Origin of the sequence: uncultured Marinobacter sp. (assembly GCF_947259545.1) — a bacterium.
Classification (GTDB): domain Bacteria; phylum Pseudomonadota; class Gammaproteobacteria; order Pseudomonadales; family Oleiphilaceae; genus Marinobacter.
Genome location: NZ_CAMYMK010000011.1, coordinates 185,217 through 209,550 on the forward strand (window position 1 = coordinate 185,217; position 24,334 = coordinate 209,550).

Below are 24,334 nucleotides of genomic sequence, written 5' to 3' on the forward strand. Positions count from 1 at the left end.
CTAATCACCGCCTTTCATTCGTTTGTGCTTCGGCTGGAAGCATTTCTGAAAGTTTCCTCGGGTTACCACCTTTGAAGTCGCCCTTGGTGCTTCTAAATACTTTCTTGTGCGGAAACACCTCATCTGGGGGATTTTCACTGCCGTCCCCAATCGCAATGGAGTTACCCTGGCTCCACATTGATTCACGCAGAAAGTGGTTGTACCAGAGTAGCTGAGATCGCAGGTCTGCTGCACTTGGGTTTGGCGAGTATTGCTCACGCTTTAGGGCAAGCATTGTCGAAACGTCCTTGCCCGATTCAATCAGGTCGCTCAAAAAGTGGCGAAAAATATCGTTCTGAGGTTTCCCCAAGATAGGTGCTCCACGAATGATGGACTTCCAGTCATCGAACTTATAGTTCTCGTAGTACCACGGCGTTTTCCGTTGCCAATAATCACCGTAGTGAAGTAGCAGACTTTGAAGTTCCTTATTATTCGAGGAGTCATCAGGGAAACACCTAAGGAAGGCGTCTCTAATCGATCTCACCTTATCGATTGATAGGTCAGCATCGAACTTTACAAGGTGAGTGATGTTAATAGCGCCCACATCGGACCCATCTAAGTTTAATGGGTGGTCTTCGAGCTCCCAAAGAATAGATTCGGCTTCACGACGTTTTTCGGCGCCGCCAATCGCTCTCAACCAACTTTCGCGCTCGTATTCTTCATGCGACTCGTCTCTCGTGACAAAGCCATCTTTCAGAAGATTTTCTACGCTGTCTTTTACCTGCTGGGCTGCTCGAACGTAATTGTGGAAGCGAAGATAGAAGGGCCTCAGATTCCGATATAGCTGTTCCAAATCCACTTCGCTATCAAGCGCAGATACGACCCAGTGCAAGACTCCCCAGGCTAAAACCATGCGATTGGTCTCAGGGGAGAAGGTTTCAGGTCTACGGTAGTCAATGAACCAATCGGTTGCGTCCTGGTTCCATATTGACCAAAGCTCTATCAAACATTTGTCGACCCAATCTGAGTAACTGTATAAAGCTTGGAATTCGGCCCTATGATCATCAAGGAATTCCAGCGCCTTAACGTACTTTTCAATATCATCCAGGTCGAGCATATTCGAAAGCACAGAAACCGGGGTTTTCCGACCACCTCGCTTTTCGGACACGATGTATTCTCTGTCGCCCATTAGATATTGTTTCAGCGCTGCGATGCAGAAAATGAAGCCGTTAAATCCCTTGTCGGCATTGAGGCTACCCTGTTTTGCACCAAGCTTTCGGTGCCTCCAAAAAAGATCCTGCCAATGCTCCCATCTCTTTCCCCAGTCATTCTTTTGGGAATCTGTAGGAATGTGCGATAACAATTCAGCCTTCAGGTTCTCATTGCTTTGGACCTGTTCTCCCCGGGCATTCAAATAGATATAAAGGTTCTCACCTTGCGCACTGATGTTGGTATCGAAGTACCAGAACTCCGTATGATTCTGAACGTAATCAAAAAACTCCATCTCTGACAGTTTCGCAGACTCAAGCCAACTGGAAATTGACTTCAGATTACTGAGCATCGTCCGGATACTTACATCTTCGTTATAAGCATCGAGATACCAAGCTTGATCCTCTATCTCGACTTCTGGATTCTCAAGCAACATTTCTACGATGGCGCTGAGAAAGTGACTGGTCGCATCGCGAACCCGATAATCAAGTAAGGGGTGCCCTTCTCTGCAATAGTATTTTGTGAAGGTCTCCTCCTGATCACATCGGCTGGCTAGAACCAATAGTAGGAGAAACAAGCTTGTTATTCGCTGTTGTCCGTCGATCAGGAAATATCGACCTTGGTACTGCTCATCACTGTAGGCATAGATGAAGCCAATATTGGCCGAGAAATTTCGCTTGCGGAAAAACTCCTCAAAATCTTTTTGTAAGAGAGCACCAGAATCGCTACGGGTGTCGACATCAATCTCCGGAATATCAGCGTCCTGACATTTACGAAACTCCTCGGCGATCGAAGACAAAAATCCAAGAAGCTGATCTTCTTGCCAAACATAATCCCGCTGTATTTCAGGAACGATAAGCTGGTCAACATACCGGTTAACAAAGAGCTCTTTAAAACTGTACTTCCCTGCCCTCATAGCTCCTCTCTTTCCGTGATAGCCCGCAATGACTTGCCGATGTGCTTAGAGTGGACAGAGATATCGCGCGCAGTCCAATTCTCCAAATCGTCCGTCAGTCCGCGAATCATCTTGGAGAAAACATCGAAGGTGTGCTTGGGAACGAAGCTGCCCGCTTGAATACGACGCAGGATGGCCTGGCGCTTGTCATGGAAGAATCCATTACCTAAGGCACTGTTATCCTTGCGCGCCAAAAGACAAATGTTGCCAATTTTATTGATGCAGTCTGTAGCTTCAAGCGCGGTCTCGTATATCTTGCGCTGATCAGTGTCTCTCACTGTCAGTTGGAGTACTTCTTCCACTTCTTCACTAACAGTTCCTGAGCTACTCGATTCAACGAGCAATTGCCGAATGTTATCTTTCTGATTTTCAGACAGCACTTGCCCCTTTCCTTCCGGGGTTTGGGGGAAAATATGTTCCAAAGACCAGTCTTGATTATGAAAAGCGCCAAAATCAAAACGCCCTGAGTTGCCGCCGCCTGGAAATACGCTCAGGGCCAACAAGACCGCATGAATTCTGTCGTCGTCCTCCCCGTACCTTAATGACTCAACGGCGGCCAACTCTTCTTCCTTTACGCCTAATTTTAAGAGGACACGTTCGTCTAACCATGTTCGCAGTGCTGTTTTAGTTGGATGGTCAAAGCACTTCTTGAGGAACGCGAGCCCGGTGTCTCCGCTATTCTTCACAAAGCGACAGAAACCAATTCTTCGATAGAAAGCATCGTTCTCAAAAAAATCCGACAATCGCTGATAAACTCTGATTAGAGCGTCAAAAGCAACACTGGCGTCGCTGACCTGATTGAAAAAATCAAAGAGTGGGTAGCCGGGTTTATTCTGCAGTGACCGCGGACTGGCCAAACCCTGCAGGTCCATTGCACAAAGCGTAAGCAGCTGGTGCATACCATCCTCAGCCTCGCGAAAATAGAAGCGGCGAATATCGGACCGCCGAGCCCAGCTCTGTATTTTCTCCCAGTCTTTTCCGAGACCGAGCCGGGTTTCCATGACTTCCCTGAAGTGGCTCTCGGCGTTTTTGACGCGTTTTCGACCAGCGCGAGTAATTAGCAGCCCTTTAACTAGCTCTACCTCAGTAAGAGGAACTTTATTGCTATTGAGATTCCGGAAAACGGTCTCACTCTGGATGTGAGGCTCGACAGAATTGACAATGACCTTTACCGATTCCTTGATATAACTAACAAACGACTTTAGAGCCTCAGTATCATCAAGGTAGATCTCCCGAAAGTCATCGCACTCTCTGAGCGCTCCGTGCAAGTAAAAGATATCCTGACGGTCTAACTCCGGCGACTCTGAAATGAGTGTACTCCAACTCAATTCAGCCAGTTCAAGCACCCGCTCAGACGGGTAGATATTCTTGTCAAAAAAATTCTCGCGCACCGCATAATGGAGCTTATCAGTCACGGGATTCGAGCCTTCGCTTGATGCATGATCTAACCGAGCACTGAGTATCGAAAATAGAATTGAGAGGGTCGTAAGGCGCTGCTGGCCATCAATCACCTCCAGGCAGTTAATCTCACTCCCGTTCTTTTCCAGCCGCTTCCGCTTAACAGTGATGTATTGGAGGTAGTATTCCGGTTCCTGCTTCTCGAAAGCGGAGAAAAGGTCCTCAAGTAAAACCGGCACTGGACCACCTGGCTCTGAGGACCATTTATAGCCCCGTTGATAAGCAGGAATGTGGTAACAACTTGCCTCGTACTGAGAAAGACAGCCAGAGCTGGTTTCTGCGTTGTATACATCCTTGAGGCTAAAAATGAGTTCTTTCATATCAGACCAGCGTTTCTTCTTTTTCTTTTTGCCCGACAGCACCTGGCACCTTGATCTTGCCACTGACGGCGCTATTGATCAGGGTCTTTTTGTATTCTTTGAGTTTAGTAATTTGCTGGGCCAGCAAATCCATTGCCTTGTCGAGTTTCTCGGACTCAGTCGTGATGAACCCGACAATCTCCGTTTGCTCAGATTTTGGAGGGAGCGGCACTCTCAATGAGCCAAAGCGATCGAAGTAAAGCCTCAGACGCATTTCCATGATGCCGCGAGATCGTTTCTTTAATTCAGCTGTACACAGCTTCGTTCGAAAAAGGTAATGATAATATTGGCCATCAATATCTGCGACTGGGCGCAGAATGTCATAAGCTGGGCTCGTAACTCCCTCGTACTCAGATAGACCGATTGCCCCCATCCATGCCAATAGCTTGTTAACTATAAAATCACCTCTCCGAACCAACCAGTAATCATCAGTAGTTGATGCCTTGTTACCTTTTTCCTCTAGATCTTTGCGAGGTCTAACTCCAATATCGGTGTATATCGAAAGGAGCTCATGGTCATGACGCTTTCCTGATAACTCCATCACAAGCCGGAAAATACTCTTTACTCTTCGGAGCTCCCAATGCTCCGGAACCACCCCAATCCAATCCTCACCGGAATCCCGCATAGGCGCATCCGGATTCAGGCCACGGATGACAGCATTCTGGATTAGCATTTGTTTGCGTTCCTTTAGGAGGGCAATTTGTTGTTCCTTAGTGCGGATTGCATTCTCAATCTGAACAATTTTTTCATCCAAAAACCTTGCGATTGCGATCTGCTCGTTCTTTGGAGGTACTGCGAACGCATGATTCAACAAGTCGGACTGAGTCATGCTTGGCAATGCGGTTGATGTGGAATAAAAAGAAAAGGGAATGGTTGTGGCAAGATAGTAAAAATATTTCGCATATGCGGCTCTTTTGCACACCGCATAAAACATCGTATCTACAGTCCAAAACTTCCCTTTTACATACAGAGGCTTATCTATTGTACCTTTCCTGCCAAGCAAAACAGCTTCACCGTCATACAGGTATGTAGAAGCCCAAGCAAACTGCCCGCCTGAGCCAATTACAGGAAAACCTTGATCCGACTGAACATGCTTGTAATCGAGACCGTTATTGATGTCAGCAAGATATTTGAGGCGCGTGACGACCCAGTGATTCGGGTAGTCAGAAGTATGAATTTCCGGCAAACCTGAGGTTTCAGTCACTTTCTACTCCCGAAACATCTTCAACGCCAATTCCCAATATTTCCGCAATCACCCCCTCAGCCTCACGTTCCAGCATCACAATATCCTTGGCTACGTCTTCCATGCTCCGCAATGGCTGGTGCTTGTAGAAGTATTTGTTGAAGCTGATTTCATAGCCAATTTTGACTGAATCTAGATTAATCCAGGCTTCAGCTACGTGGGGTTTCACTTCCTCTAGGAAAAAATCGTGAATATCGTCCACTAGCGGAATGCTCTCGCTGTCCCGCAGGTCGGTGTTGGATTCGTAGGTGATGTATTCACCGGGTTTTCCGATGGGATAATACCCAAAATCCGGCAGGTCGACCTGCTGGCAGCCAAGGTGGCTCAAAAGGCTGCCCAGTTTATCGCCGGTCAGTTTTTCGACTTTGCGGGTAACCTTCTCTGCGCTTTCGTCATACCAGCTTACGGCATTGAGGATCTGGTTCTTGTCGCTCGCTCCGGGCTTGATGCCGGATTCCTTCGCCAGAGTTTTCAACTCCTGATCGACCAGATTCTTGAACTGGTTGTAGTCCCGGTGGGTGTCGGTACCTATGGTCTCCATCAGGTAATTGGCGATCTTGACCAGTGTGGCGTGCTTTTTCCAAGTATCCGGGCTTAGCAGCTTTTTGCGTTGCTTGGTATTGAGGTTGAGGTCTCGCTCCTCACACCACTTGAGGATGTCTTTTTCATGGGCTTTGAGCGTGCCGGGCTCGTAAACGGCAGCGCCCCACTGCTGGAAGATCCACTCCATGGGTTCGCGCAGGGATTTGTCGAAGCGCAGGGTTTCGATGTGTTCCTGGCTGAACTGGGCCATGCGACGGTCCGGGCGTTCGATGGTAACTTTGTGATAGCCGAAGTCCCGGTTGTCGAACACCTGAGCAGCAATGCCGTCGCCACCTGCCGGGCGATCAATATTGGTCATGTTCAGGTAGATATCGGTGATTTCGGTGATGTGTTCCGGTGAGAACTCGCAGTTCTTGTTACCCAGGTTCTTGCGCAGCTTTCGGTACAACAGGCTGGCATCGATAAGCTGAACCTTGCCCTGTTGATGCTCAGGCTTGTTATTAGACAGCAGCCAGATGTAGGTGGTGATGCCTGTGTTGTAGAACAGATTATTGGGTAGCTGGATGATAGCTTCCAGCAAATCGTTTTCAATGATGTGGCGACGGATGTTGCTCTCACCACTGCCGGCATCGCCGGTAAACAAACTGGAGCCGTTGTGGACCGAAGCGATACGAGAGCCCACAGCGCCCTCACCCAACGGTTTCATCTTGCCGATCATTTCCATCAGGAATAGGAGCTGACCATCGCTTGAACGTGGTGTGGCATCTACAGTTTCTTTAGTGCCCCAGTAGTCCTCCAGGGTGACTTTGAAGCGCTGGTCGAGTACATCACCCCCATCCTTGATGAACTTCTGCTCGCCGCTCCAGCTCTTGCCGTAAGGTGGGTTCGATAGCATGAAGTCGAACCGAGTACCGGCAAACTCGTCGGTGGAAAGGGTAGAACCCGGACGAATGTTGGCCGGGTTGTTGCCTTTGATCATCATGTCGGATTTGCAGATGGCGTAGGTTTCGTCGTTGATTTCCTTGCCATACAGGTGAATGTCCCGATGGGTATCCGAGTTCGGGTACTTCTCGTCAATAAAGTTCTGGGATTCCGTGAGCATACCCCCGCTGCCGCAGGCAGGATCGTAGATGGTCATCACCGGAGGAAGGTTGTCTTTGACCGAATCAAACACCAGGTGGGTCATCAGTTCAATCACTTCTCGCGGGGTAAAGTGCTCCCCGGCTTCTTCGTTGTTCTCTTCATTGAACTTGCGTATCAGTTCTTCGAATACATAGCCCATACCCAGATTGGTCAGTGCGGGCAGACGGTTGCCGTCCGGGTCTTCAGCCTCGTGCGGCGTGAGGTTGATGGTGGGTGAGGTGAACTTTTCCAGAACATCCAGCAGCACGTCTTTGCTGGCCATGTGACGCATCTGGGATTTCAGGTTGAACTTAGTGATTATTTCTTTGACGTTGCTGCTGTAGCCGTCCAGGTATTCTTCCACGTTGGCGAGGAGGATTTGCTGGTTGTTGGTGGCAGTTTTGAACAGTTTGGTCAGCGTCCATTTGCTGGTGTTGTGGAACACGTAGCCAGATACTGACCTCAAGGCATTTTCATCGAGCTCGACAAGCTTCATTTCGTTTTGCTGGAACGCGAGCTCTTCCATCACCGCATCCTTGCTGGGCTCAAGCAAAGCATCCAGGCGGCGAAGCACCACCATAGGTAGGATCACATCGCGGTATTTGCCCCGCACGTAGACATCTCGAAGGCAGTCATCGGCAATGGACCAGATGAAGGAGACCAGTTTGTTATGGACTGCTTGGTTCACTAAAATACTCCAGAAATTGATCAGATGATGCGCGGACCATAAACGCTACCGAAAAAACACTCCACCCTTACACTTGCTACCGCCAGCTACAGCTTTTTAGGGTGAGGGCTGCCTTAACTACTCTTCTATGAAGTAATCGATATCTACCTGCTTAACCTCATAAACATCCTTCACATGAACGCCAAGATTATTCTCGATCATTAACTGAGCCAGCTCCCGACCGTCGATCAGGACGACTTTCATATCCAGGCCAGCTGCAGCTTCTCGAGCTCCAGCGGAAAAATCAGACGTAGTCAGAAACACTCCTTTGCGCGCACGCTGCCTGGTCAAAGCACCGATAAATTTGTCGATTTCGGGGCGATGTACCGTATTGGCCCAGCGCTTGGCTTGGAGGTAAATAGTATCCAGACCAAGTTTGTCTTCCTTGATGATTCCGTCAATTCCATCATCGTTGGTCGTTTGTGTGGCTTGTCCTGCCTCTTTCCTGGAACCGCCATAGCCCATTGAGATCATTAAATCGACGACCAGGGTTTCGAAAAAAGAGGGTGATGCTTTGCGGATGCTATCCAGTACTTCGTCAGCAAGGTTTTCCATCAAAGACTGGTGAGCCGATGCAAGCTGCTCGTCGGGCGTGGTCTCTTCAATGGTGTCGTCCACCGGCTTCAAGGCATCGGTGACAGGTTTTGGTTTCTGGGTATGGAAATCATGGAATTCGGGAAACTGTTTTAACCATGCAACACTGATTCGCTCCGGCCCCTTGGATAGCGCATCCTGGCCACGGTCCGTGATCTGCACCATCCCTCTTTCCGGAATTGTTAGAAGTCCAGCCTTATTGAGGTATGTCCTTGCCCAACCCACCCGGTTATTGATTACCGTTTGATTGCCCGATGGCAGACGCTCTTTCCGCTCTTCCTCAGACAGCTGAAATGCTACTTTCACAGCCTCGCGTACATCGGCCAAAGCCCGGGGCTCCCCGTCGCTGACTGCTTGAAGAACCGGACGCATGACTGACTGGAAATCAGGTATCGCCATTGCCTGCACTACTCCCTGCCAGAACTTTGCTTACTGCTCGTCTACAAACTCGAACAAATCACCAACGTCACAGCCCAGATATCGGCACAGAGCTTCAATAGTTTCGAGCTCCACACGACTCGCTGTCTCGTGATAAAGCCGAGTGACGGTGCCCCGGTTAACTCCAGTTTCTCTCGCCACATCAACAATCTTGAGCTTCTTCTCACCCATCAGTTTGGATAGATGGCACTTAATCATTTGGCCCACCAAAGAACAAATTAACCCGCAGGAGATCAAAAAGACTTGCAAAAGGTCTTTATGAGTGCATAATGATCTTCAGGAGGACATTTTGAAGCGCTAACAGCGCACCATGTTCTCCAGCACCAAACCATAGCAGAGGTGAATTGTTATGTCACAAGAGTATCTGACCACCGAAGAGCTCGCTCAACGCATCAAATACGATGTTCGGACCATCCGTGAACGGCTGAAGGATTCCGTGCTGCTTGAGGGCATCCATTATTTCCGCCCCTTTGGCGGCCGAAAGATTCTCTATATCTGGGAGAAAGTCGAGCAAGACATGTTTGACCAGGCCAGCAGCACTGTGTTTGCCGTGCCGATGGCACGGGGAGGTGTGTGCCGTGGGTAAGATTGTAGAGCGGCCAGAGACTGGCAAATTGTTCTTTGACTTCCGCTACCGGGACAAACGCTGCCGAGAGCAAACCGCTCTTGATAACACGCCCGCAAATCGGAAAAAACTCGAGGCGATTCTCAAACGAATCGAAGCGGAAATCACACTGGGTACGTTCGAGTACCACAAATATTTCCCAAACAGCCCCAAAGCCCAGGAGTTTACGCGGCAAGCAGAGCTCCGGCGTTCTCACGAAGCACACGACACGCCGTTGTTCTGTGAGTTTTGTGAAACCTGGATGGATGAGATGCGGGTGCAGTGGCGAAAGTCACACATCACCACCATCGAAGGAACCCTGAGGAACTACCTGATCCCGGAGTTTGGGGAGAAGGAGGTTGGCCACATCACCAGGCAGGAAATTCTTTCGTTCCGGGCGTCACTCGCCAAAGTAGAAACCCGGAGCAAAAAGCCACTTTCCGCCAGCCGTATTAACCGCATCATGACGCCTTTGCGCATGATTCTGGGAGAGGCAGCCAACCGCTTTGAGTTTACCTCACCCTACCAGGGGATCAAATCACTGAAGGTGCCCCGGTCCGATGTAGAGCCGTTTTCACTGGAGGAGGTTCGTCTGATTCTCGCCACGGTTCGGGCGGATTTCAGGAACTACTACACCGTTCGCTTCTTTACCGGTCTTCGGACCGGCGAGATCGACGGCTTGCAGTGGGATTGCGTCGACTTTCAGCGCCGGCAGATTCTGGTTCGCCAGGCATTGGTGAACGGGGAAATCGAGCAAACCAAAACCGATGGCAGCTACCGCCACATTGAAATGCCTCAACTCGTCTACGATGCCCTCAATGACCAGCGCAAGGCTACCGGAAACAAGAGCTTTGTGTTCTGCAACCGTGAAGGAAACCCGCTTAACCACAACAACGTCACCAAACGGGTGTGGTATCCCCTGCTCAGCCATCTGGGCCTACGAAAGCGCCGGCCGTACCAGACCCGCCACACTGCCGCCACGTTGTGGCTGGCCGCTGGCGAGAACCCGGAATGGATTGCCCGGCAGATGGGGCACACTACGACCGAAATGCTGTTCCGGGTTTATAGCCGGTATGTGCCGAACCTGACCCGTCGGGATGGTTCTGCGTTTGAGCGGCTGTTGATTAATGAGTTCGAGGCCAAGGTGACACCGGAAGAGGAGGCAACAAGCGATGAGGTCTGAGCTGATGTTATTGGCGGCCATGCCGTTGAACCGTCTGATACCTGCCGAACGGCGCACCGTTCGTAATCTGGCTAGCAGCCTGTGTGTGGCCATGGGCATCCTGCAAGAGGGCTGTCATCTGGTGGCCATCCTTGGTCTGGGAGGAGAACGCACCAACCAGGAGGCGATGGAAACCTGGGTGTACTGCGAACTCGTTAAGCAGAATCTGGAAGCGGGCCGTGACTCTCTTCCAATGCTGATCAACCGGCTTCAGGAACTGGAGCATGAATGGAGGACATACTAATGGCCAATCCGGCGATTGACACTGCGGGCCTTCATCTAGCCTTTTGGAGGGATCAGTTTACGGTTCTCGGAGTGCATCCGTTCCAGTCAGCTCGCACTCAGAAAACCATTTATCAACTAACCCTGCACTGCCGCGGACGACAGGTGAAGGCTTATCTCGCGCAGGCTCAGGCAGTTCAGACTGGCGTACCGGTATTAGGCAACCGAGTGACCGCCAGCCTGAAGCTGCTGAGATTTCCTTCGGGAGGCCGCCTGATCGTGGAGTCGTTAGATCTTTCCTCCAACACTCAATAGCGTGAACATCTTAGCCAGGGACGGCGCCCTTCTCACTTTCATCATCCAGCGTGTCAGCATCAAAGCTCCCGTCTCGGAAACTCTCAGGCACTGCGTCGTACAGCACACACCCGGTGAACACCACAAACCGAATGGTGGGCCAAAGGTATTTGCCAAGCTTGTGCGGGGCTTTCCAATCAAAGCTGACATTGCCATGCTTAGGGATTCTTATGTCCTCGGCCGGCCGGATAATGATGGCATTTTGCGCAACACCCAAGCTCTGTCCCCAGAACTTTAAAGCTGCTTTTCTGTTCTCTTCTTTGACCGTCAGCGTAATAGTAGCCCTTGCTCCGAGGCGAAACTTCTTCATCAGAGCCATAAAGGCAATCTGCCTTGACCTTCCCAGGGGCCGGAGCGGAGCCTTACTCCGCTGCACGCTCTCGGCTGCTGCGATAAGCGCTCGTCGCCCAGACTCCGGATCTTCAGCCATCCAGTCAGACAACCATTTGAAGAACTGCATACACTCCTGAAACGCGGATTTCGATTGGGGAGGGCTGATGTAGGTCGGCAATTCCGGTGCCCGAAAGATCAGCGTAAAGGCCTTATACAATTCTGTGTTAGCTAGCTCTGATTTCGGTCTCAACGAAAAACTCAACCGAATGCCAAGCTTTCGAGTCGGTGAGGGTGTTCCGGTCATGCCAGTAGAGCTGTTCATCAGCAACGCCGAGCGCTCATACCACTGCTGCACGATCGGCAAGTCCAGATCCAACTGGGCCGCCGTTTTCTCCAATGCCACAGGCAGGGGCTCATGAAGCTGCGCCTGCGTCCGAATGAAAACCTGGCACGAAACCCGATACGGCAGCAGCGGATTGACGTCTTCAGACACCCGGTTTACAACGGGTGGCAATTCCTTCTTTTTATCGCTGATTTTCGGAAGCGCCATCAGGCCTTTCGCAGGTATTCGAGCCACAGCTGCCAATATTATTCCGGGTGTCACTCGGTCCTTTAGCTGTGCACGGTGCCGGAATCGTTCAAGTGCACCTGACGTTTTGTCTAGAAGCGCTTGCTGCTGTGCAATCGTGTAAGACCGATCATCGCTAAGCAAGTACTGGCGAAGTGCGAGATCCAGCAGGTGGGTGTAGCTTTTTAGGGTCACCCTTTCACTCGAATGGCCCATCCACTGAGCCAGCTGAGAAAGCGGCCGCCAGGCGTTAGCGACTCCAGCATTTACCGTGTTGCCTGAGCCGTGCACGGCTGGCATGAGTTCTACGTCATTCGACCGAACCCAAGTTTCCGGCAAGAGGTCAAAAGGTTTGCGCTCCAGCAATCGCAGCAAGGTCAGCGTTGCAAAACTGTGTCTCAGATGGTGAAAACGTATATTTTCATCACCCGACACGGATCTGAGTAGGGCCGTCAGCCCATCAAACGCCCATTTTTCCTGGATTCGAAAGGTTCCGCTGACTGGATCTTCGAACAAGGCGTCACGCGCCTCATCGTTGGCGCGCCGCAACTTGCGCCCATTCACAAACCCGGTCAACCACTCCAGTTCATCTCCGGTTAAAAGCAAGCGTAAAGGAAGTCGGCGGATTGCCGCGTCCGACTTTACGCCGGCAATTTTGGTGGGACGTACGAGCAGCTCGGGATCGTTAACGGTAGGATCCCCGAGGCCATGGAAATCTCCGTATTGCCGGGCCCAACACTCGGTTCGCCGAAGCCCACAACGGAACCCCATAATCAACAGGGCCAGCTGTATTCCCGCCAGCTCATCGTCGGCACGAGCCAACAAAAAGCTCTTTGCCCGGTGATACTCCAGAGGCGTCAGTATTGCCGCGTCGACGCCATAGCCTGAGCCCTCCTCCATTGGGATACGAGGCATTCCGTAATATCGGTGAAGAAATTCGTGCCACTCGGATAATGTCTGTCTGAGTGCTCCACCGTTACCGGGAAAGCCGCTCACCACCGTCTCATAGATCGATTGCCACTCATCCGAGTCCAGGCTTTCAGGGTTCGGAATGTCAGTTGCATAGGGCAGCAAAAGTTCCAGGTGTTGAAGATTGCGAATCTTTTGCTGCAAGGCCGGTGACACACTCTCGTCGGTTCTCAGAAGCGCTCGAACGTAGTGACACATCAACTGCACCAGAATGGAGCACCCCTTCTCTTCTGCAATTTTGTCGAGCGTTTTGAACACCTCCGCTTTCGTTGCCAATACATCCCTCCGTTGCCTTTCCGTCCTGGCCCCCTGGGCGGTCAACGCTTCAGATGCCAGGAACCGCACCCGCTTCATCAGACGTTTGAAAAATGGTTTTTGGTCGATCAACGGGAATTCAGGAACGATGAGAGCCGGAGAGCCGACCATCTCGTTCTCACGTTCGGCCTGAGATGCTTGCGGTGCAGGTTGGACCACCGTCCCACCGGTCAACAATCGCATCCAGTTAGACAATGGCAAAGAAGCGCCCAGGTCAGGTGTTCGGGCGTAGTGAACCAGGCAGCCTGGCGCGACCATGATCAGGTTTGCCTCGGCAACCGCAAAAACATGCAACGGCCGGTTCAAGGTAATCCGGTTTGCCTCAATGAGCCCACCGACAAAGCGTTTCAGCAGCTCCTCATCCGGAGACGCCTTACCTTTTACCTCATTTACCTCTGGCCAATTGCTGCCCCAGCGCAGGTACCAGCGTCGAAGCAGCAGTTCGGTGATAGGCGCCAGAATGACCCTACGGCAGGTGTCGGTTGAGGGACGGGTACGCCCGCCAAGCGAGGTCGATTCCAATTCCAGCCATGTGTAATCACCGGCGCTACCGGCACCCTGCCGGATCGCCTCACTCAGCCGGTTGAACCATCGACGCGCGGTAACGCCACTATGAAAAACCAGGCTGTACAGTAACTCACCAGCGTCCCTCTCCATGGCCTCTTCGGCTTGCAGCTCAGGAGCGGCACTTTCCAGGCTGGCCAGGAACGCATCATTGATCTGATCGTAGTCGGCCAATCGGGCTCCCATGTCAGGGGTGGTAAACGAGGAAAACATCTGGACGCTCTGCACAGGCATCGGGACAGGGAGCTGCCAACCCCGGGTTTTCACCCCTTCCTCCAACAGTTTCACGAGGTAGTACTGCCGGTCCTTGACCGCCCGACCTTCAACGGTTTGACAGGTATTGTCGATCAGCAGGGCAACCTCTTCGGCTGTCATCGTCAATCCTCGCTGGCCGCTTGCCAGCTCCGGGTGGTGCTCTCGCAGATAATCCCGGACCGCCTCCAGGTGGCCGAGTTTCTCGGCGTTTCGATTATTGGCCCGGTACTCGGAGCCCACTGAGGGTCCTTGGTTTCGCGCTGACAGCCTCTTCTTCAACGCATCAATCGGTTTATTTAATGGCTCAAACACTGCTTTATCATCACGCATCAAGACCTACCTCCACCTCGAATCCCAACTCATCCAAAAACGCCGCTGTTGCCGGCACAATCCGATTCTTCATCTCGAAAAGATCGAGCGATGAGAACTTGGCGAGAGGCTCAGTCCCCACGCCCCAGTGCCCCATGAAGACGTCGACCAGATAACCTGGAACCCCCTGGTCACGCAGGAAGCCTCTCAGGGTGTGCCGGCTGACGTTCAGGGGCCACGGAAACGTCCATTGAATTTCATCCGCCAATCGTTTTGGGGTGGCGAACTCTGACTGGAGTTTCGCATCAAGAAAAACGAAGCAGGTTTCAATGGGAGCTTCGACTCCTACCTCATTCAGGCGCAGCTTCATGTGCTGCCGGTGCGTCTCATAGCGGCGAAGCTGTTCAATAACGACCTCCGGCAGGTAAACCAGGCGAGAGTGGCCGAGATTATCATCGACCTTGTCCGCGATGATCACGAATCCCCGGCGTTCGTTGAACTCGTATGGATGGGCGATCGGATCGCGAACGGCCCGAAAACCGGTCGACCACATAACCTGCAGGATGGCGTACGCTGTAAACAGATTATGAAATCTTCGGATGTTGGCCCTGGAGTAGGCCGTTTTACGGTATTCGGCAATCTGCGCTCGCAATCGGCTTACGACGTCTCGCATGACCTCCAGACGCACGCAAAATGGAGAACCCACTCTCGGCAAACCGAAATCGAGGTTGGCAGGAGCCATCGACGGCGACGAGAGCCCCAGGTTCACCAGCCAGGTATTCACGACATCGACATAATCCGCCGCCAACGTCTCAACCGCCCGGGTGTGGTAGTAGAGGTTTGCCGATTGCCCGGTGGGTAGCGTGCGCCCGGTCACCAGGCTCGCATCCACCGTATCCGTGGTTTGATGAATCAACCCCTCAAACACGCAGGTCTGAATTCGTTTCAGGGTAATCCTCGAACCAGTGCTCTTATTGATTTTTTTGATCTCAATCGCAATCTCCTCAGCCACAGACTCAGTTGAAAGATTTTTCGCGAAAAGAATCCCGGACTTCTTTCGTACTCGCCTGGCAGCAGATTCCACCCGCGGCCCGAGAATCTGCCAGTACGCATCCGGAATCGGTGCGATAAACTGATTTTCCGTGCTCTCCATGTGGGGCGCCCACTCAGCCTCCAATTTTCGGCGCTCTGGAGGCTCCGGAACGGCGCTGGCCCAGGCCTGATCATCTCTGATGAGGTAAATTCTCTCGGGGTCGGTAAACGTTTTCGGTAATTGAGAGCGGTTCTGGACGACCAGTGTCCTCGAGATAGATTCCAGAGGACGACCAGTGAGGAGAACCAGCAGGACATGTAGGCGCGTATTTTCAGAACCCAGCCTGTTCTCAAACAGGGCTCTCAGGACCAGTCCCCGCTCATATTCATTCAGGCTTTCCCAGCGACCTGGCAGAAAACTGTTCGAACGTCGGTAGGCTGCCCGCTTCGGTTGCAGTTTTCTGAGTCCAGTGGAGGGAGTTTCACCACGTTCGGTACTCAGGGCGGCTCCACGCTCTGAGATCAGAACGCTCTCACTCATCAATTCCTCGGGCGCATTGCCGGCGGCGTGGTGCTCCTTACGCGCTCGCTCCGAGTCCTGAGGCAAAGTGATATGAACCGAACGCTCCCGGCCACCCTCTACCTCCGAGTCGACATCGGCGGACAAAGGCTGCCAATCACCGGTTCTTTTTATTTCCCTGTGTTCTGTTTTTTGTTTGTCAGACTGGTAAGTAATAAACCGTCCTTCACCCAGATAAAATTTGAAAAATCGTTGCAGTTCATCGAGGTAACGTCTGTCCTGCTCGTCAAACTGCCGTTGATCCAAGTGCTCATTGACTCGGGCAAAGTGCTTCTCAAAGCGCTCTACATCGCCCGTGCACTTCGGCACCTTCGCCAAAGCCAATTCCGATAAGAGCCGCATGGCACGCCAAGCGCCCTCAACCCGTTTATCGAAAAACGACTTTTCAGACGGCACCAGTTCCTGTCGCCAAGCACTCGCGGTGTTGATGACGTATGCCGCAACCTGAAGCCTTTTCTCCGAGCACTCGTCACTTTCCGCGAGGGCACGTAACCCCGCATGCTGCGGATACTCACCAACCAGTCCGCGAATTCCCTGACGGTCAGGGGCAAGTTCCTCGTATTTTGTTTCTACAGCGGCAGATCCCAGCCATTCCAGGAATGCATCCGAACCTTCGATCGGCTGCGAAATTTGATCAAATGCCTTCACAAGACGTGGCAGCAGGGTTGCGATGCGGTCCATCGCTAGCCAATCGGGCCGAGGTTGCACGATCTCATTAAGAAGCGCCTCGGGGTTTCCTGAGTTAAATTTCAATGCCATCACGCGACCTCCGCGTCGTTGAGGAGAAGGCGGAGTTGAGACTTCGCCGTTAAATAGCCTTTGAGGTATTTCGCCAGAATCTTGAGGTGCCGCCGTTCGGCCTTGCTGTCAGGGTTACCGTCGTCACACTTTTGAGATGTGTCCTGAACTTTGTGGAGCAGACTTTCAGCGTTGGGCGAGAACGGCGCTAACTGTCCGATGGTGTCGAGTGACAACGCCGAAATAGCGGCCCAGATGTTCTTCGGATTGGAAAACTGTTTGAGGAGACTGTCGCTATGGAGCTCGTTCAGCCACTCGATACAAGAGGCAGTGAGCATCGCGCAGAGCTGCATACGTAACCCCGACGCGCTTTCTTCTGCCGCCTGTTGCCACAGATTCGTGAAATGGGGCTTGACCGCGTCGAGGACTTTTGATGCCGGGGCATCCTCAGCTACATCATCGGGTTGCACAGTTCCATCGTTACCCTGTCCCAACAGTTCTACCTGGCGTAGGGCATCGCTCAGGTAGTCAGGGACAGCTGGCGCCGAGCTCTCGAGGCCTGGCTGTTCAGAGCCGGAGGCTAGTAGGTGCTCAAACGTTGAGAGGGTGCGTGTGTCCAGAATGACGAGTTTGATATCAGTCCCTGACGTTCTAGCCACCGCCTCAGAAACACCCTCTTCCAAGTCGGGGTGATCAACCTCACTCAGCGCGTCATGGTCAACTTCAGGCTCCTCGCTTTCGTCCGGCGGAAGTAAGTGCCGTGCAAGCCCGGGAACGAGAACCGGTTCCTCATCCTGGATTCTGAGCTTGCGGCTGATGCCGGCGAACTCCTCCAGCCCAACTCGAGTGTTGAGAGAAGGCGAGATCCAACGGCGCTCTTCATCGGAAAGATTGGCCCAGAGTCGAAGAAAAGCATTATGCGAGCCCAACCCGAAAAGCAACGCTGCCAGTAACCGCGAAACCTGCTGGTTTTCAGCTTCTCGGTGCTTCCATACGAGAACCTGAACCTTCTTATCTGGAGCGAATTCTTTCAGGAGCACAGCTACGTGCGCGTTTCCGACGACACGGTAATCGCCCCGCCTGATTTCGCAGACCGAAACGGGATAGTGATTCGCGACCGCTAGCAGCGCGTCCTCAGTGAGGAGTTCGGGCCTACGCAGCCCCGAGTAGGAGCCGAGGATCACGTCCTCAACCTCGGTATCTAACCGTTCAATTTTGAGTTGCGCAACGCGTAAAAATTTTAGGGTTCGCTTGGTTCCGGTCACGTTCTGCTCCTAAGTGAATGCAATCGACATCAGGGGCATTCCCGACCGTTGCCCCTCGATCATTCGTTTTTTAGGAGTATCACTGCCTCAGAAAGTGCGCAAGCACGCAGTCTGTCAAAAAAACGAGCCGTTTCATAAAGTTAGGAGGCGTTAAGCCTACCATTGATCATAGCGCGACCATTTTTTGTGGGGTTGTTTTTTGTACAACCTGCTAATTTATAAGATTTTTTGCTTGGAGCGTAAATTTCACCGTTACGCAGATACGAACACGAGTATGAGCTGAGGCCGTTTCGGTAAATACGTACAAGAATGTGTGTTTTCCGGCTCGACTATCGAAAATCACAGGAGAATTGACCGCAAGGCGAGCTCTCCCGTGCGGCAAATTTAACGAGGAAACCAAGAAATCATCGTTTGTGAGGTGTCGCCCTCAGGCGCTATTAACTCCGGTAAACTAGACCTACGAATCAAGAAAAGTGAGTCTATAGGTGAGCGGAATATCCGCTTTTAAGATACCAAGCCGAGTACCCGGGCGAGAAAAATGCGTGACGAAACGATCCTTGTTGTGGACCTTGAGGCGACCTGTTGGGAAGACCAGACGACACCCGCAGGTGATGCTCAGAGTGTCAACAACATGGAGATCATTGAAGTCGGGTGTGCCCTCGCCACTCGGAAAGGAAGCCTGCTGGATGCCCGCTCGTTTTTGGTCAGGCCAATCCGGAATCCTGAGCTGAGCAGCTTCTGCTCCGAGCTAACCGGAATCACTCAATCAATGGTAGATGCCGCACCCACTTTCCCCGAGGCGATTGCGGCGATGGATGACTGGCTGGGTGATCTGCCGGACGATTTCATCTGGTGCAGTTGGGGTAACTATGATCGCTTGCATCTGGAAGCCCAAAGCCTGCTGGACGGGGCGCAGCCAGCTATTCTGGCTCGCCCTCACCTGAACCTGAAACGAATTTGGCGACGCACTACCGGCCAGAAGAGAAAGAACGGTCTGGCCAGCGCTTTGGCTTTTCATAATCTCGCCTTTGAGGGCAGCCACCATCGGGGCGTGGATGATGCTCGGAACATTGTCCGGTTGCTGCCGTTTATGAAATGGTCATTAGAGTCCGAGTTACTGACATCACCGGAGAGGACGGTATGAAATTAATCTGTATTTCAGATACCCATAGCCTACACCGTCGAATTCCGGATATTCCCGATGGCGACGTGCTGATCCATGCCGGTGACAGTCTGGGCCAGGGCACGCTGGAAAATATTGAAGACCTCAACGAGTGGCTCGGAACGCTGCCGCACCGGCATAAGATTGTGATTGCCGGCAACCACGACTGGGCATTCCAGGAAAGCCCAGAATTGGCACGGCAGGCACTGACGAATGCCATTTACCTGGAAGACAGTGGTGTCGAGATCGAGGGCGTTCGGTTTTGGGGTTCACCCTGGACGCCCACCTTTATGGATTGGGCGTTTATGCTGGAGCGCGGTGAGCCGCTACACCAGAAATGGCAGCTCATTCCGGACAATACCGATGTGCTGATCACCCACGGACCACCGAAAGGCATTGGTGATGAGGCAAACCTCGGATTCAAATGCCAGAATGTTGGCTGCATTGACTTGCTTGACCGAATCCAGCAACTCTCACTCAAAGCGCACATTTTTGGTCATATCCATGAAGGCTATGGGGAGTATCAGAAGGGGCAAACGACGTTGATCAATGCCAGCACCTGCACCGCTCGGTATGAGCCACGGAACGCGCCGATTGTGATAGAAGTTTGAAGCGGTCAAATTTGACCGGGGAGTCGAAATGACCGCAGAAGAGCTGATAACGCAACTACAAAAGTCCCCGCCGGAGACGCCAGTGCTGGTCGAGGGCTACGAAACCGGATTTGATGAAATTGTCGAGCTCACCCCCGAAGAAGTTGTTCGCTACCGGCATGCTCAGGAGTGGGATGGCGAATACCAGGCGCTAGACAGATTCTCCAATCCAGAATCCGGAGTGCTGCAAGCCGCGGTGATCCGGGGACGTAGAGGCCATCGAAGGTAAGGCCATGAAGGATAAGAAATCGTACAGCTTGAGTGACCTGGTGGCACAGTGTGACCCCGACGCGCCCATGCCAGAGACGCTCCGAGAGTGGGATCAGGCTGCGCCGGTTGGCTTGGAACAGGTCGTTATGGGTGACCAAGTGGATATTCGGGAGGCGGTGCTGGTTTTTGGCGAAAAACTGGCTGGCCGGTTCGATGCAGTTCAGCTGATCCTGTTTGGTAGCCGGGCCCGTGGTGATTATCACGACGAAAGCGATGCCGATGTAGCCGTTGTTTTGGCCGGACAGCCTGGGGATTTTGTGGACACCAAGCTGGAGATGGCGGGCCTGGCGTTTGAAGTGCTTTTGGATACCGGCGTGTTGATTCAGGCCTTGCCGGTCTGGGAGCGTGAATGGGCCAACCCGCAGGGCTACTCCAACCCAGAACTACTCGAAAACATTGTCAGGGACGGCATTGTGCTTTGGCGTGCCGGATAACTGCGCCGCAAACCTCGCATACTGATACTGTCGTAAAAATTAACCACCTCGCTGTACTTGCGCCACTCTTTCCAGCACACGATGAGCCGGCATCAACGGCACCTGACCGGTTCTCGCCAGAACATCAATCCAGATCTGGTTCCCGCGCTGAATGATCTCAGCAGTCCCGATGTGGCCTGACACCACGGCCGTGATACCCGAAATGGTTTGATTTTTTCCTTGGGCCCGGTTCCAGGGCCAGGTGCATTCAATGGCAAAACGCTCGGAGAAGGGTGTGTCCTGAACGGTTCGCCAATCATCGAAGGGGCTTTGAGCATGTACCAGCCCGAGCTGTCCGCTCTCGCACTCCAGCGTCATGGTGAGCGGCAACTGGTAGCGACACTGGGTTGCCAAATTTTTGTAAGAGGTTTCATCCAGAGTCGCAGCCCAGCCACCGCCCATCCCCCGGTGCTTGTATCGGTTGCGGTTATCCTCAGCGCCGGCGATAAACATCAGCTCATGGTTACCTATCACGCTGTATACCCAGTCGGTGTCCAGAACCCACTCCAGGAGAGCCCGGGATTCTGGGCCACGATCAATGGTGTCTCCCGGCAGAAACAGACGATCAGCCGCTTTGTTGAATCCAGCACCCGACAACGCGGTTTGCAGAGCCTCGAACTCGCCATGCAGGTCACCACAAACCCAGTCCACCCCGACAGGATTGGTCGCAAAAAAGCGGTGTGGAGTCAGTCGCATGCTCATCGAATCGTCACTCCTACGCCTAATCGTTCACCCACCGTCAACCTCCGGCAGAACCACCACGACCCGCCCATCGACATTCAAAGCCTGACCCTCACCCAGAGAAATCAGCCAGGGCCAGCCCCACCGAGTATGGCCGAACACGGTGAGCCCTTGAAATCCGGTTTCGAGCGACAGCGCTACCCCAGGATCACCCCGACGATCCGCCCGTTCCGGGTCGGTTGGGCCTTGATGGAGTAGCAGGATATCCGGGACTTGATCGGTCACCGACTCTAGTGCGGTCAGGAAATCGTCCTCGGTTCGCCGTTGGTTGCGATTCGGATTGCCCGCGATACCGCTGACGCCACCGATGTTCAGGTTGCCCAACACCCCAACCACCTCGCCATCCAGGAGGGTGGTGTTGTCTGGAAGCGCCTCGGGGTACTCCATCTGGTCGTGGTTCCCCAGGACGCCGACAACTTCGGGCGTGACCTCAGAAAACGCCTGGAACACCTCATCTACCGTTCCAGTACCGCCCCTTTTGTGGCAGTCGGGATAGTCGTACAGGTCGCCGCAAAGAAACACCGCGTCGGGAGCCGGAATGACACCTTCCCGAGACAATGCCGAAAGTGCCTCAGCCACAGGTACGCCGAGCAGCCGATTCTGACTGCCGGCTTCTCGCCCCTGGAGATCAGAGGTCAGCACAAGACTCTTCACATGACTCGGAAGGCCGGTGGCATAGGCTCGATAAAACGGCAGGCGATTATGCAGAGGCACACCGGCAGAGCCGCTGGTGCGGTGCGGCAAGGTGAAAAAGGGGTTCAGGTCGATCCGGGTGATCCTTAGCATGGAAAGCCTCTCGAACTGGCTCCGTATTTCCTACCACTCAAACAAAAAAGGTGACCAAACTGACCGCCCAAAATCTTGGTCGACGGGGGCTGGTTACCCCGCCCGCTTTGCATCAAAGTAGCGTCGAGTTTCCATGAGGTGCTTCATGGAGCCTTGCGCCATAAAGTCTAGGGCTGACGCTCCAAGGAAGGGAGGCTCACTGGTTTCCAGTCGAACCCGACGATTGGCGCGTTCGGCCGTTGGATACATGATCCTCAGGGATTCGTAGATGCCCAGGATGTAGCTGATGCGCTCCAGGGTATCCTGCGAGAGCGTTACGTGTGGCAACGTCTCATACTTGGCCAGCGTGCTCCGGGACACACCGCCGAGCAACTGCATCATCTCTATCTGGGTGCAGTCCCATTCGCGACAGATACCAAAAAAGCCTTTGAGAGCCACATGCCCTCTAGTTTTTTCGTCATCGAGGGCCATTATGTTCGTCCATCCTTGGGCTGCTCTCGATCTTCCACAAAGTCGTCACTGACGCCTTCAGAGTCGAACCACTCGTCCCAAACCGGATCGGTTGGTCGCTCGTAGCCTTTGACTGTCCCCTTTAGGCGTTCCAGAGGTGTAAGCTCCTGAGGGAGCGGCTCGGCCAGCTCGTCAGCATGGGCGGTGTGGGCATCTAGGCCGTCCAGGAGTTCTTTTTCGGTTGGGCGTTTGGTCTTCATGGCACACTCTCCGCAATCACAAGCAGGCCAACTCCGGGGCAGTGGGCTGCAGATAGTATGACTTTACCACCCGAACGAAGCGAGCTACATAGCCGCACTCGCCCAGTGGGGGCAGCCATTCGTCGGGGCCTTTGGCTCCCTTGCTCAGGCTCGCCTTGACCGGCAAAAGATTAACCGGATCATTGGCTATGGACCGGCGCTTCTGGCCAAGCCATTCTCTGGCTCCGCGATCCCAAACCCAGGCCAGCGGCACAACATGTTTTGTGCCCTCAAGGAACAAGCTTTTGGTACACGGTATGGTCGCAAAGCGAACATTCAGGCGGATAGACCAGCACTCACCTTTGGAGAAATTCAGCCTCTTTTTTGGCATGTCCGCAGTAATGGGGTAGAACCCATGATCTAACCTGAAAGTATCAGTTTTGCCGTTGCCAACTACAGTGCTGTTTTCGTCGTTATTCCGGCGCCCGGTATACGAGCGGGCTGAACAGACACGGCAACAGCTTTTGTGTAAGGTAACCGACGATTGGACACAGAACGAGCCGTGATTAAGCCCCCAGTAATATAAGTGGTCGATCAAATTGCTAGCCAACCTTGTGTATATCGCGTTCGCACTTGTCCTCCTTTTCGTTGGGGCAGAGGGCCTTGTCAGGGGCAGTTCATCACTGGCACTGCGGGCGGGTCTCAATCGCCTGATGGTGGGCTTGACCATCGTTGCATTTGGAACCAGCTCACCGGAACTGGTGGTAAGCGTGGAAGCTGCGCTTTCCAACCAGGGAGATATCTCGGTGGGCAATGTGGTGGGCTCAAATATTTTCAATATTGCTGTGATTCTTGGAATAACAGCATTGGTGTGCCCTATTCCGGTTCACCGCCAGGTTATCAAGATAGACGCTCCTGTCGCCCTGGGAGTCGCCCTCCTGTTGGTTTTGCTACTACTGAACCAAACTCTCAGCCGCCTTGAGGGCGTGCTTCTGTTTTCAGGAATTGTCGCCTACACATGGATGAGCGTCATTTTGGCCCGCAGAGAACCTCCCCCCGCCAGTGCGGATGAGGAAAACATTCTGGCAGTCAATACATCACGTCATTGGTGTGTCGATATTGCTCTGATCCTGGTTGGGCTGGCGATTCTTGTGGCTGGCTCCCGCCTACTGGTTGAGAATTCTGTGGCATTGGCGGTCAGTTTCGGAATCAGTGAAGCGGTGATCGGTCTGACGATTGTCGCGGCGGGGACCAGCATGCCGGAATTGGCAACCTCGCTGGTTGCAGCTTTCCGAAAGCAGCCTGACATCGCAATAGGCAATATCGTTGGCTCCAATATATTCAACGTCCTTGGAATACTGGGGGTGGCGTCGATTGTTTCGCCTATAGAAGCACCCGGGATTTCGACTCTGGATTACGGAGTGATGATTCTCTTTACGGTTTTGCTGATCCCGCTTCTGTATACAGGGCGCATGCTGCACCGGGTAGAGGGTGCTGTGCTGCTGGCGCTGTATTTCGGTTATCTTTTTCTCCTCTGGCCCGACTGATGGCCGAACAGGTGACTACGGATCGACGGCATGCCTAAAACAAGTTGAATCGCGTCACG

21 protein-coding genes are annotated in these 24,334 nt (G+C 52.9%); 8 read left to right on the plus strand and 13 right to left on the minus strand.

Going from position 1 to position 24,334, the window contains the following annotated elements:
- Nucleotides 1-4: 4 nt before the first annotated feature.
- The 6 genes from Q0Y21_RS17650 to Q0Y21_RS17675 form a co-directional block, all read right to left on the minus strand.
- The gene (locus Q0Y21_RS17650; RefSeq protein WP_297798251.1) at nt 5-2,104 is read right to left on the minus strand and encodes a DUF262 domain-containing protein; all 2,100 of its coding nucleotides are present in this window, start codon (nt 2,102-2,104) and stop codon (nt 5-7) included.
- Entirely contained in the window at nt 2,101-3,963 is a 1,863-nt protein-coding gene (locus tag Q0Y21_RS17655; protein ID WP_297798253.1) for a DUF262 domain-containing protein, read from the minus strand. Before Q0Y21_RS17655 ends, Q0Y21_RS17650 begins: the two co-directional genes overlap by 4 nt.
- Nucleotides 3,923-5,164, minus strand: a complete 1,242-nt coding sequence (locus tag Q0Y21_RS17660) for a restriction endonuclease subunit S (RefSeq protein WP_297798255.1) — start codon at nt 5,162-5,164, stop codon at nt 3,923-3,925. The genes Q0Y21_RS17655 and Q0Y21_RS17660 overlap by 41 nt, the downstream gene beginning before the upstream one ends.
- The gene (locus tag Q0Y21_RS17665; RefSeq protein ID WP_297798257.1) at nt 5,157-7,556 is read right to left on the minus strand and encodes a class I SAM-dependent DNA methyltransferase; all 2,400 of its coding nucleotides are present in this window, start codon (nt 7,554-7,556) and stop codon (nt 5,157-5,159) included. Before Q0Y21_RS17665 ends, Q0Y21_RS17660 begins: the two co-directional genes overlap by 8 nt.
- 117 nt (nt 7,557-7,673) lie before the next feature.
- Entirely contained in the window at nt 7,674-8,588 is a 915-nt protein-coding gene (locus Q0Y21_RS17670) for a restriction endonuclease (RefSeq protein WP_297798259.1), read from the minus strand.
- Nucleotides 8,589-8,618: 30 nt separating this feature from the next.
- Nucleotides 8,619-8,825, minus strand: coding sequence for a helix-turn-helix transcriptional regulator (locus tag Q0Y21_RS17675; RefSeq protein WP_064229038.1), 207 nt, complete (start codon nt 8,823-8,825; stop codon nt 8,619-8,621).
- Between the two features lie 151 nt (nt 8,826-8,976).
- On the opposite strand from Q0Y21_RS17675, the gene Q0Y21_RS17680 reads away from it, so the two are divergent.
- Genes Q0Y21_RS17680 through Q0Y21_RS17690 form a run of 3 tightly spaced genes read left to right on the plus strand, consistent with a single transcriptional unit; the run spans nt 8,977 to nt 10,697 of the window.
- A complete protein-coding gene (locus Q0Y21_RS17680) occupies nt 8,977-9,213 on the plus strand; it encodes a hypothetical protein (protein ID WP_035232406.1) in 237 nt (78 codons plus the stop codon).
- Nucleotides 9,206-10,414 carry a DUF3596 domain-containing protein gene (locus Q0Y21_RS17685; RefSeq protein WP_297798263.1) on the plus strand — a complete coding sequence of 403 codons (1,209 nt, stop codon included), beginning with the start codon at nt 9,206-9,208 and terminating at the stop codon, nt 10,412-10,414. Before Q0Y21_RS17680 ends, Q0Y21_RS17685 begins: the two co-directional genes overlap by 8 nt.
- The gene (locus Q0Y21_RS17690; protein ID WP_035232409.1) at nt 10,404-10,697 is read left to right on the plus strand and encodes a hypothetical protein; all 294 of its coding nucleotides are present in this window, start codon (nt 10,404-10,406) and stop codon (nt 10,695-10,697) included. The genes Q0Y21_RS17685 and Q0Y21_RS17690 overlap by 11 nt, the downstream gene beginning before the upstream one ends.
- A 303-nt stretch (nt 10,698-11,000) precedes the next feature.
- Here the strand turns inward: Q0Y21_RS17690 and Q0Y21_RS17695 are convergent, their stop codons facing one another.
- From Q0Y21_RS17695 to Q0Y21_RS17705, 3 genes are all read right to left on the minus strand, one after another.
- The gene (locus Q0Y21_RS17695) at nt 11,001-13,952 is read right to left on the minus strand and encodes a hypothetical protein (protein WP_297798268.1); all 2,952 of its coding nucleotides are present in this window, start codon (nt 13,950-13,952) and stop codon (nt 11,001-11,003) included.
- A gap of 403 nt (nt 13,953-14,355) precedes the next feature.
- Entirely contained in the window at nt 14,356-16,713 is a 2,358-nt protein-coding gene (locus Q0Y21_RS17700) for a hypothetical protein (RefSeq protein ID WP_297798270.1), read from the minus strand.
- Complete coding sequence (locus Q0Y21_RS17705; protein ID WP_297798272.1) at nt 16,713-17,957, minus strand: hypothetical protein; 1,245 nt, start codon at nt 17,955-17,957, stop codon at nt 16,713-16,715. Before Q0Y21_RS17705 ends, Q0Y21_RS17700 begins: the two co-directional genes overlap by 1 nt.
- A gap of 538 nt (nt 17,958-18,495) precedes the next feature.
- On the opposite strand from Q0Y21_RS17705, the gene Q0Y21_RS17710 reads away from it, so the two are divergent.
- From Q0Y21_RS17710 to Q0Y21_RS17725, 4 genes are read left to right on the plus strand one after another with little or no spacing between them, the layout of a single operon-like run.
- Nucleotides 18,496-19,101, plus strand: coding sequence for a 3'-5' exonuclease (locus tag Q0Y21_RS17710; protein ID WP_297798274.1), 606 nt, complete (start codon nt 18,496-18,498; stop codon nt 19,099-19,101).
- Complete coding sequence (locus Q0Y21_RS17715) at nt 19,098-19,730, plus strand: metallophosphatase domain-containing protein (RefSeq protein ID WP_248185267.1); 633 nt, start codon at nt 19,098-19,100, stop codon at nt 19,728-19,730. The genes Q0Y21_RS17710 and Q0Y21_RS17715 overlap by 4 nt, the downstream gene beginning before the upstream one ends.
- Nucleotides 19,731-19,758: 28 nt before the next feature.
- Nucleotides 19,759-19,998, plus strand: a complete 240-nt coding sequence (locus Q0Y21_RS17720) for a hypothetical protein (protein WP_058091254.1) — start codon at nt 19,759-19,761, stop codon at nt 19,996-19,998.
- Nucleotides 19,999-20,002: 4 nt separating this feature from the next.
- The gene (locus tag Q0Y21_RS17725; RefSeq protein ID WP_082780611.1) at nt 20,003-20,473 is read left to right on the plus strand and encodes a nucleotidyltransferase domain-containing protein; all 471 of its coding nucleotides are present in this window, start codon (nt 20,003-20,005) and stop codon (nt 20,471-20,473) included.
- A gap of 39 nt (nt 20,474-20,512) precedes the next feature.
- Here the strand turns inward: Q0Y21_RS17725 and Q0Y21_RS17730 are convergent, their stop codons facing one another.
- From Q0Y21_RS17730 to Q0Y21_RS17745, 4 genes are all read right to left on the minus strand, one after another.
- Entirely contained in the window at nt 20,513-21,214 is a 702-nt protein-coding gene (locus Q0Y21_RS17730; protein ID WP_058091253.1) for a metallophosphoesterase, read from the minus strand.
- A gap of 27 nt (nt 21,215-21,241) precedes the next feature.
- Nucleotides 21,242-22,039: a metallophosphoesterase gene (locus Q0Y21_RS17735; protein ID WP_058091252.1), complete on the minus strand. Its 798-nt coding sequence runs from the start codon at nt 22,037-22,039 to the stop codon at nt 21,242-21,244.
- A gap of 93 nt (nt 22,040-22,132) precedes the next feature.
- Nucleotides 22,133-22,510 (minus strand): antitoxin Xre-like helix-turn-helix domain-containing protein, encoded by a 378-nt coding sequence (locus Q0Y21_RS17740; RefSeq protein WP_058091251.1) that lies wholly within the window; start codon nt 22,508-22,510, stop codon nt 22,133-22,135.
- Nucleotides 22,510-22,749: a hypothetical protein gene (locus tag Q0Y21_RS17745; RefSeq protein WP_022990735.1), complete on the minus strand. Its 240-nt coding sequence runs from the start codon at nt 22,747-22,749 to the stop codon at nt 22,510-22,512. The genes Q0Y21_RS17740 and Q0Y21_RS17745 overlap by 1 nt, the downstream gene beginning before the upstream one ends.
- Before the next feature lie 593 nt (nt 22,750-23,342).
- Here Q0Y21_RS17745 and Q0Y21_RS17750 point away from each other — a divergent pair.
- On the plus strand, nt 23,343-24,275 hold the full coding sequence (locus Q0Y21_RS17750) for a calcium/sodium antiporter (RefSeq protein ID WP_197463860.1): 933 nt from the start codon (nt 23,343-23,345) through the stop codon (nt 24,273-24,275).
- The last annotated feature ends 59 nt before the right edge of the window (nt 24,276-24,334 follow it).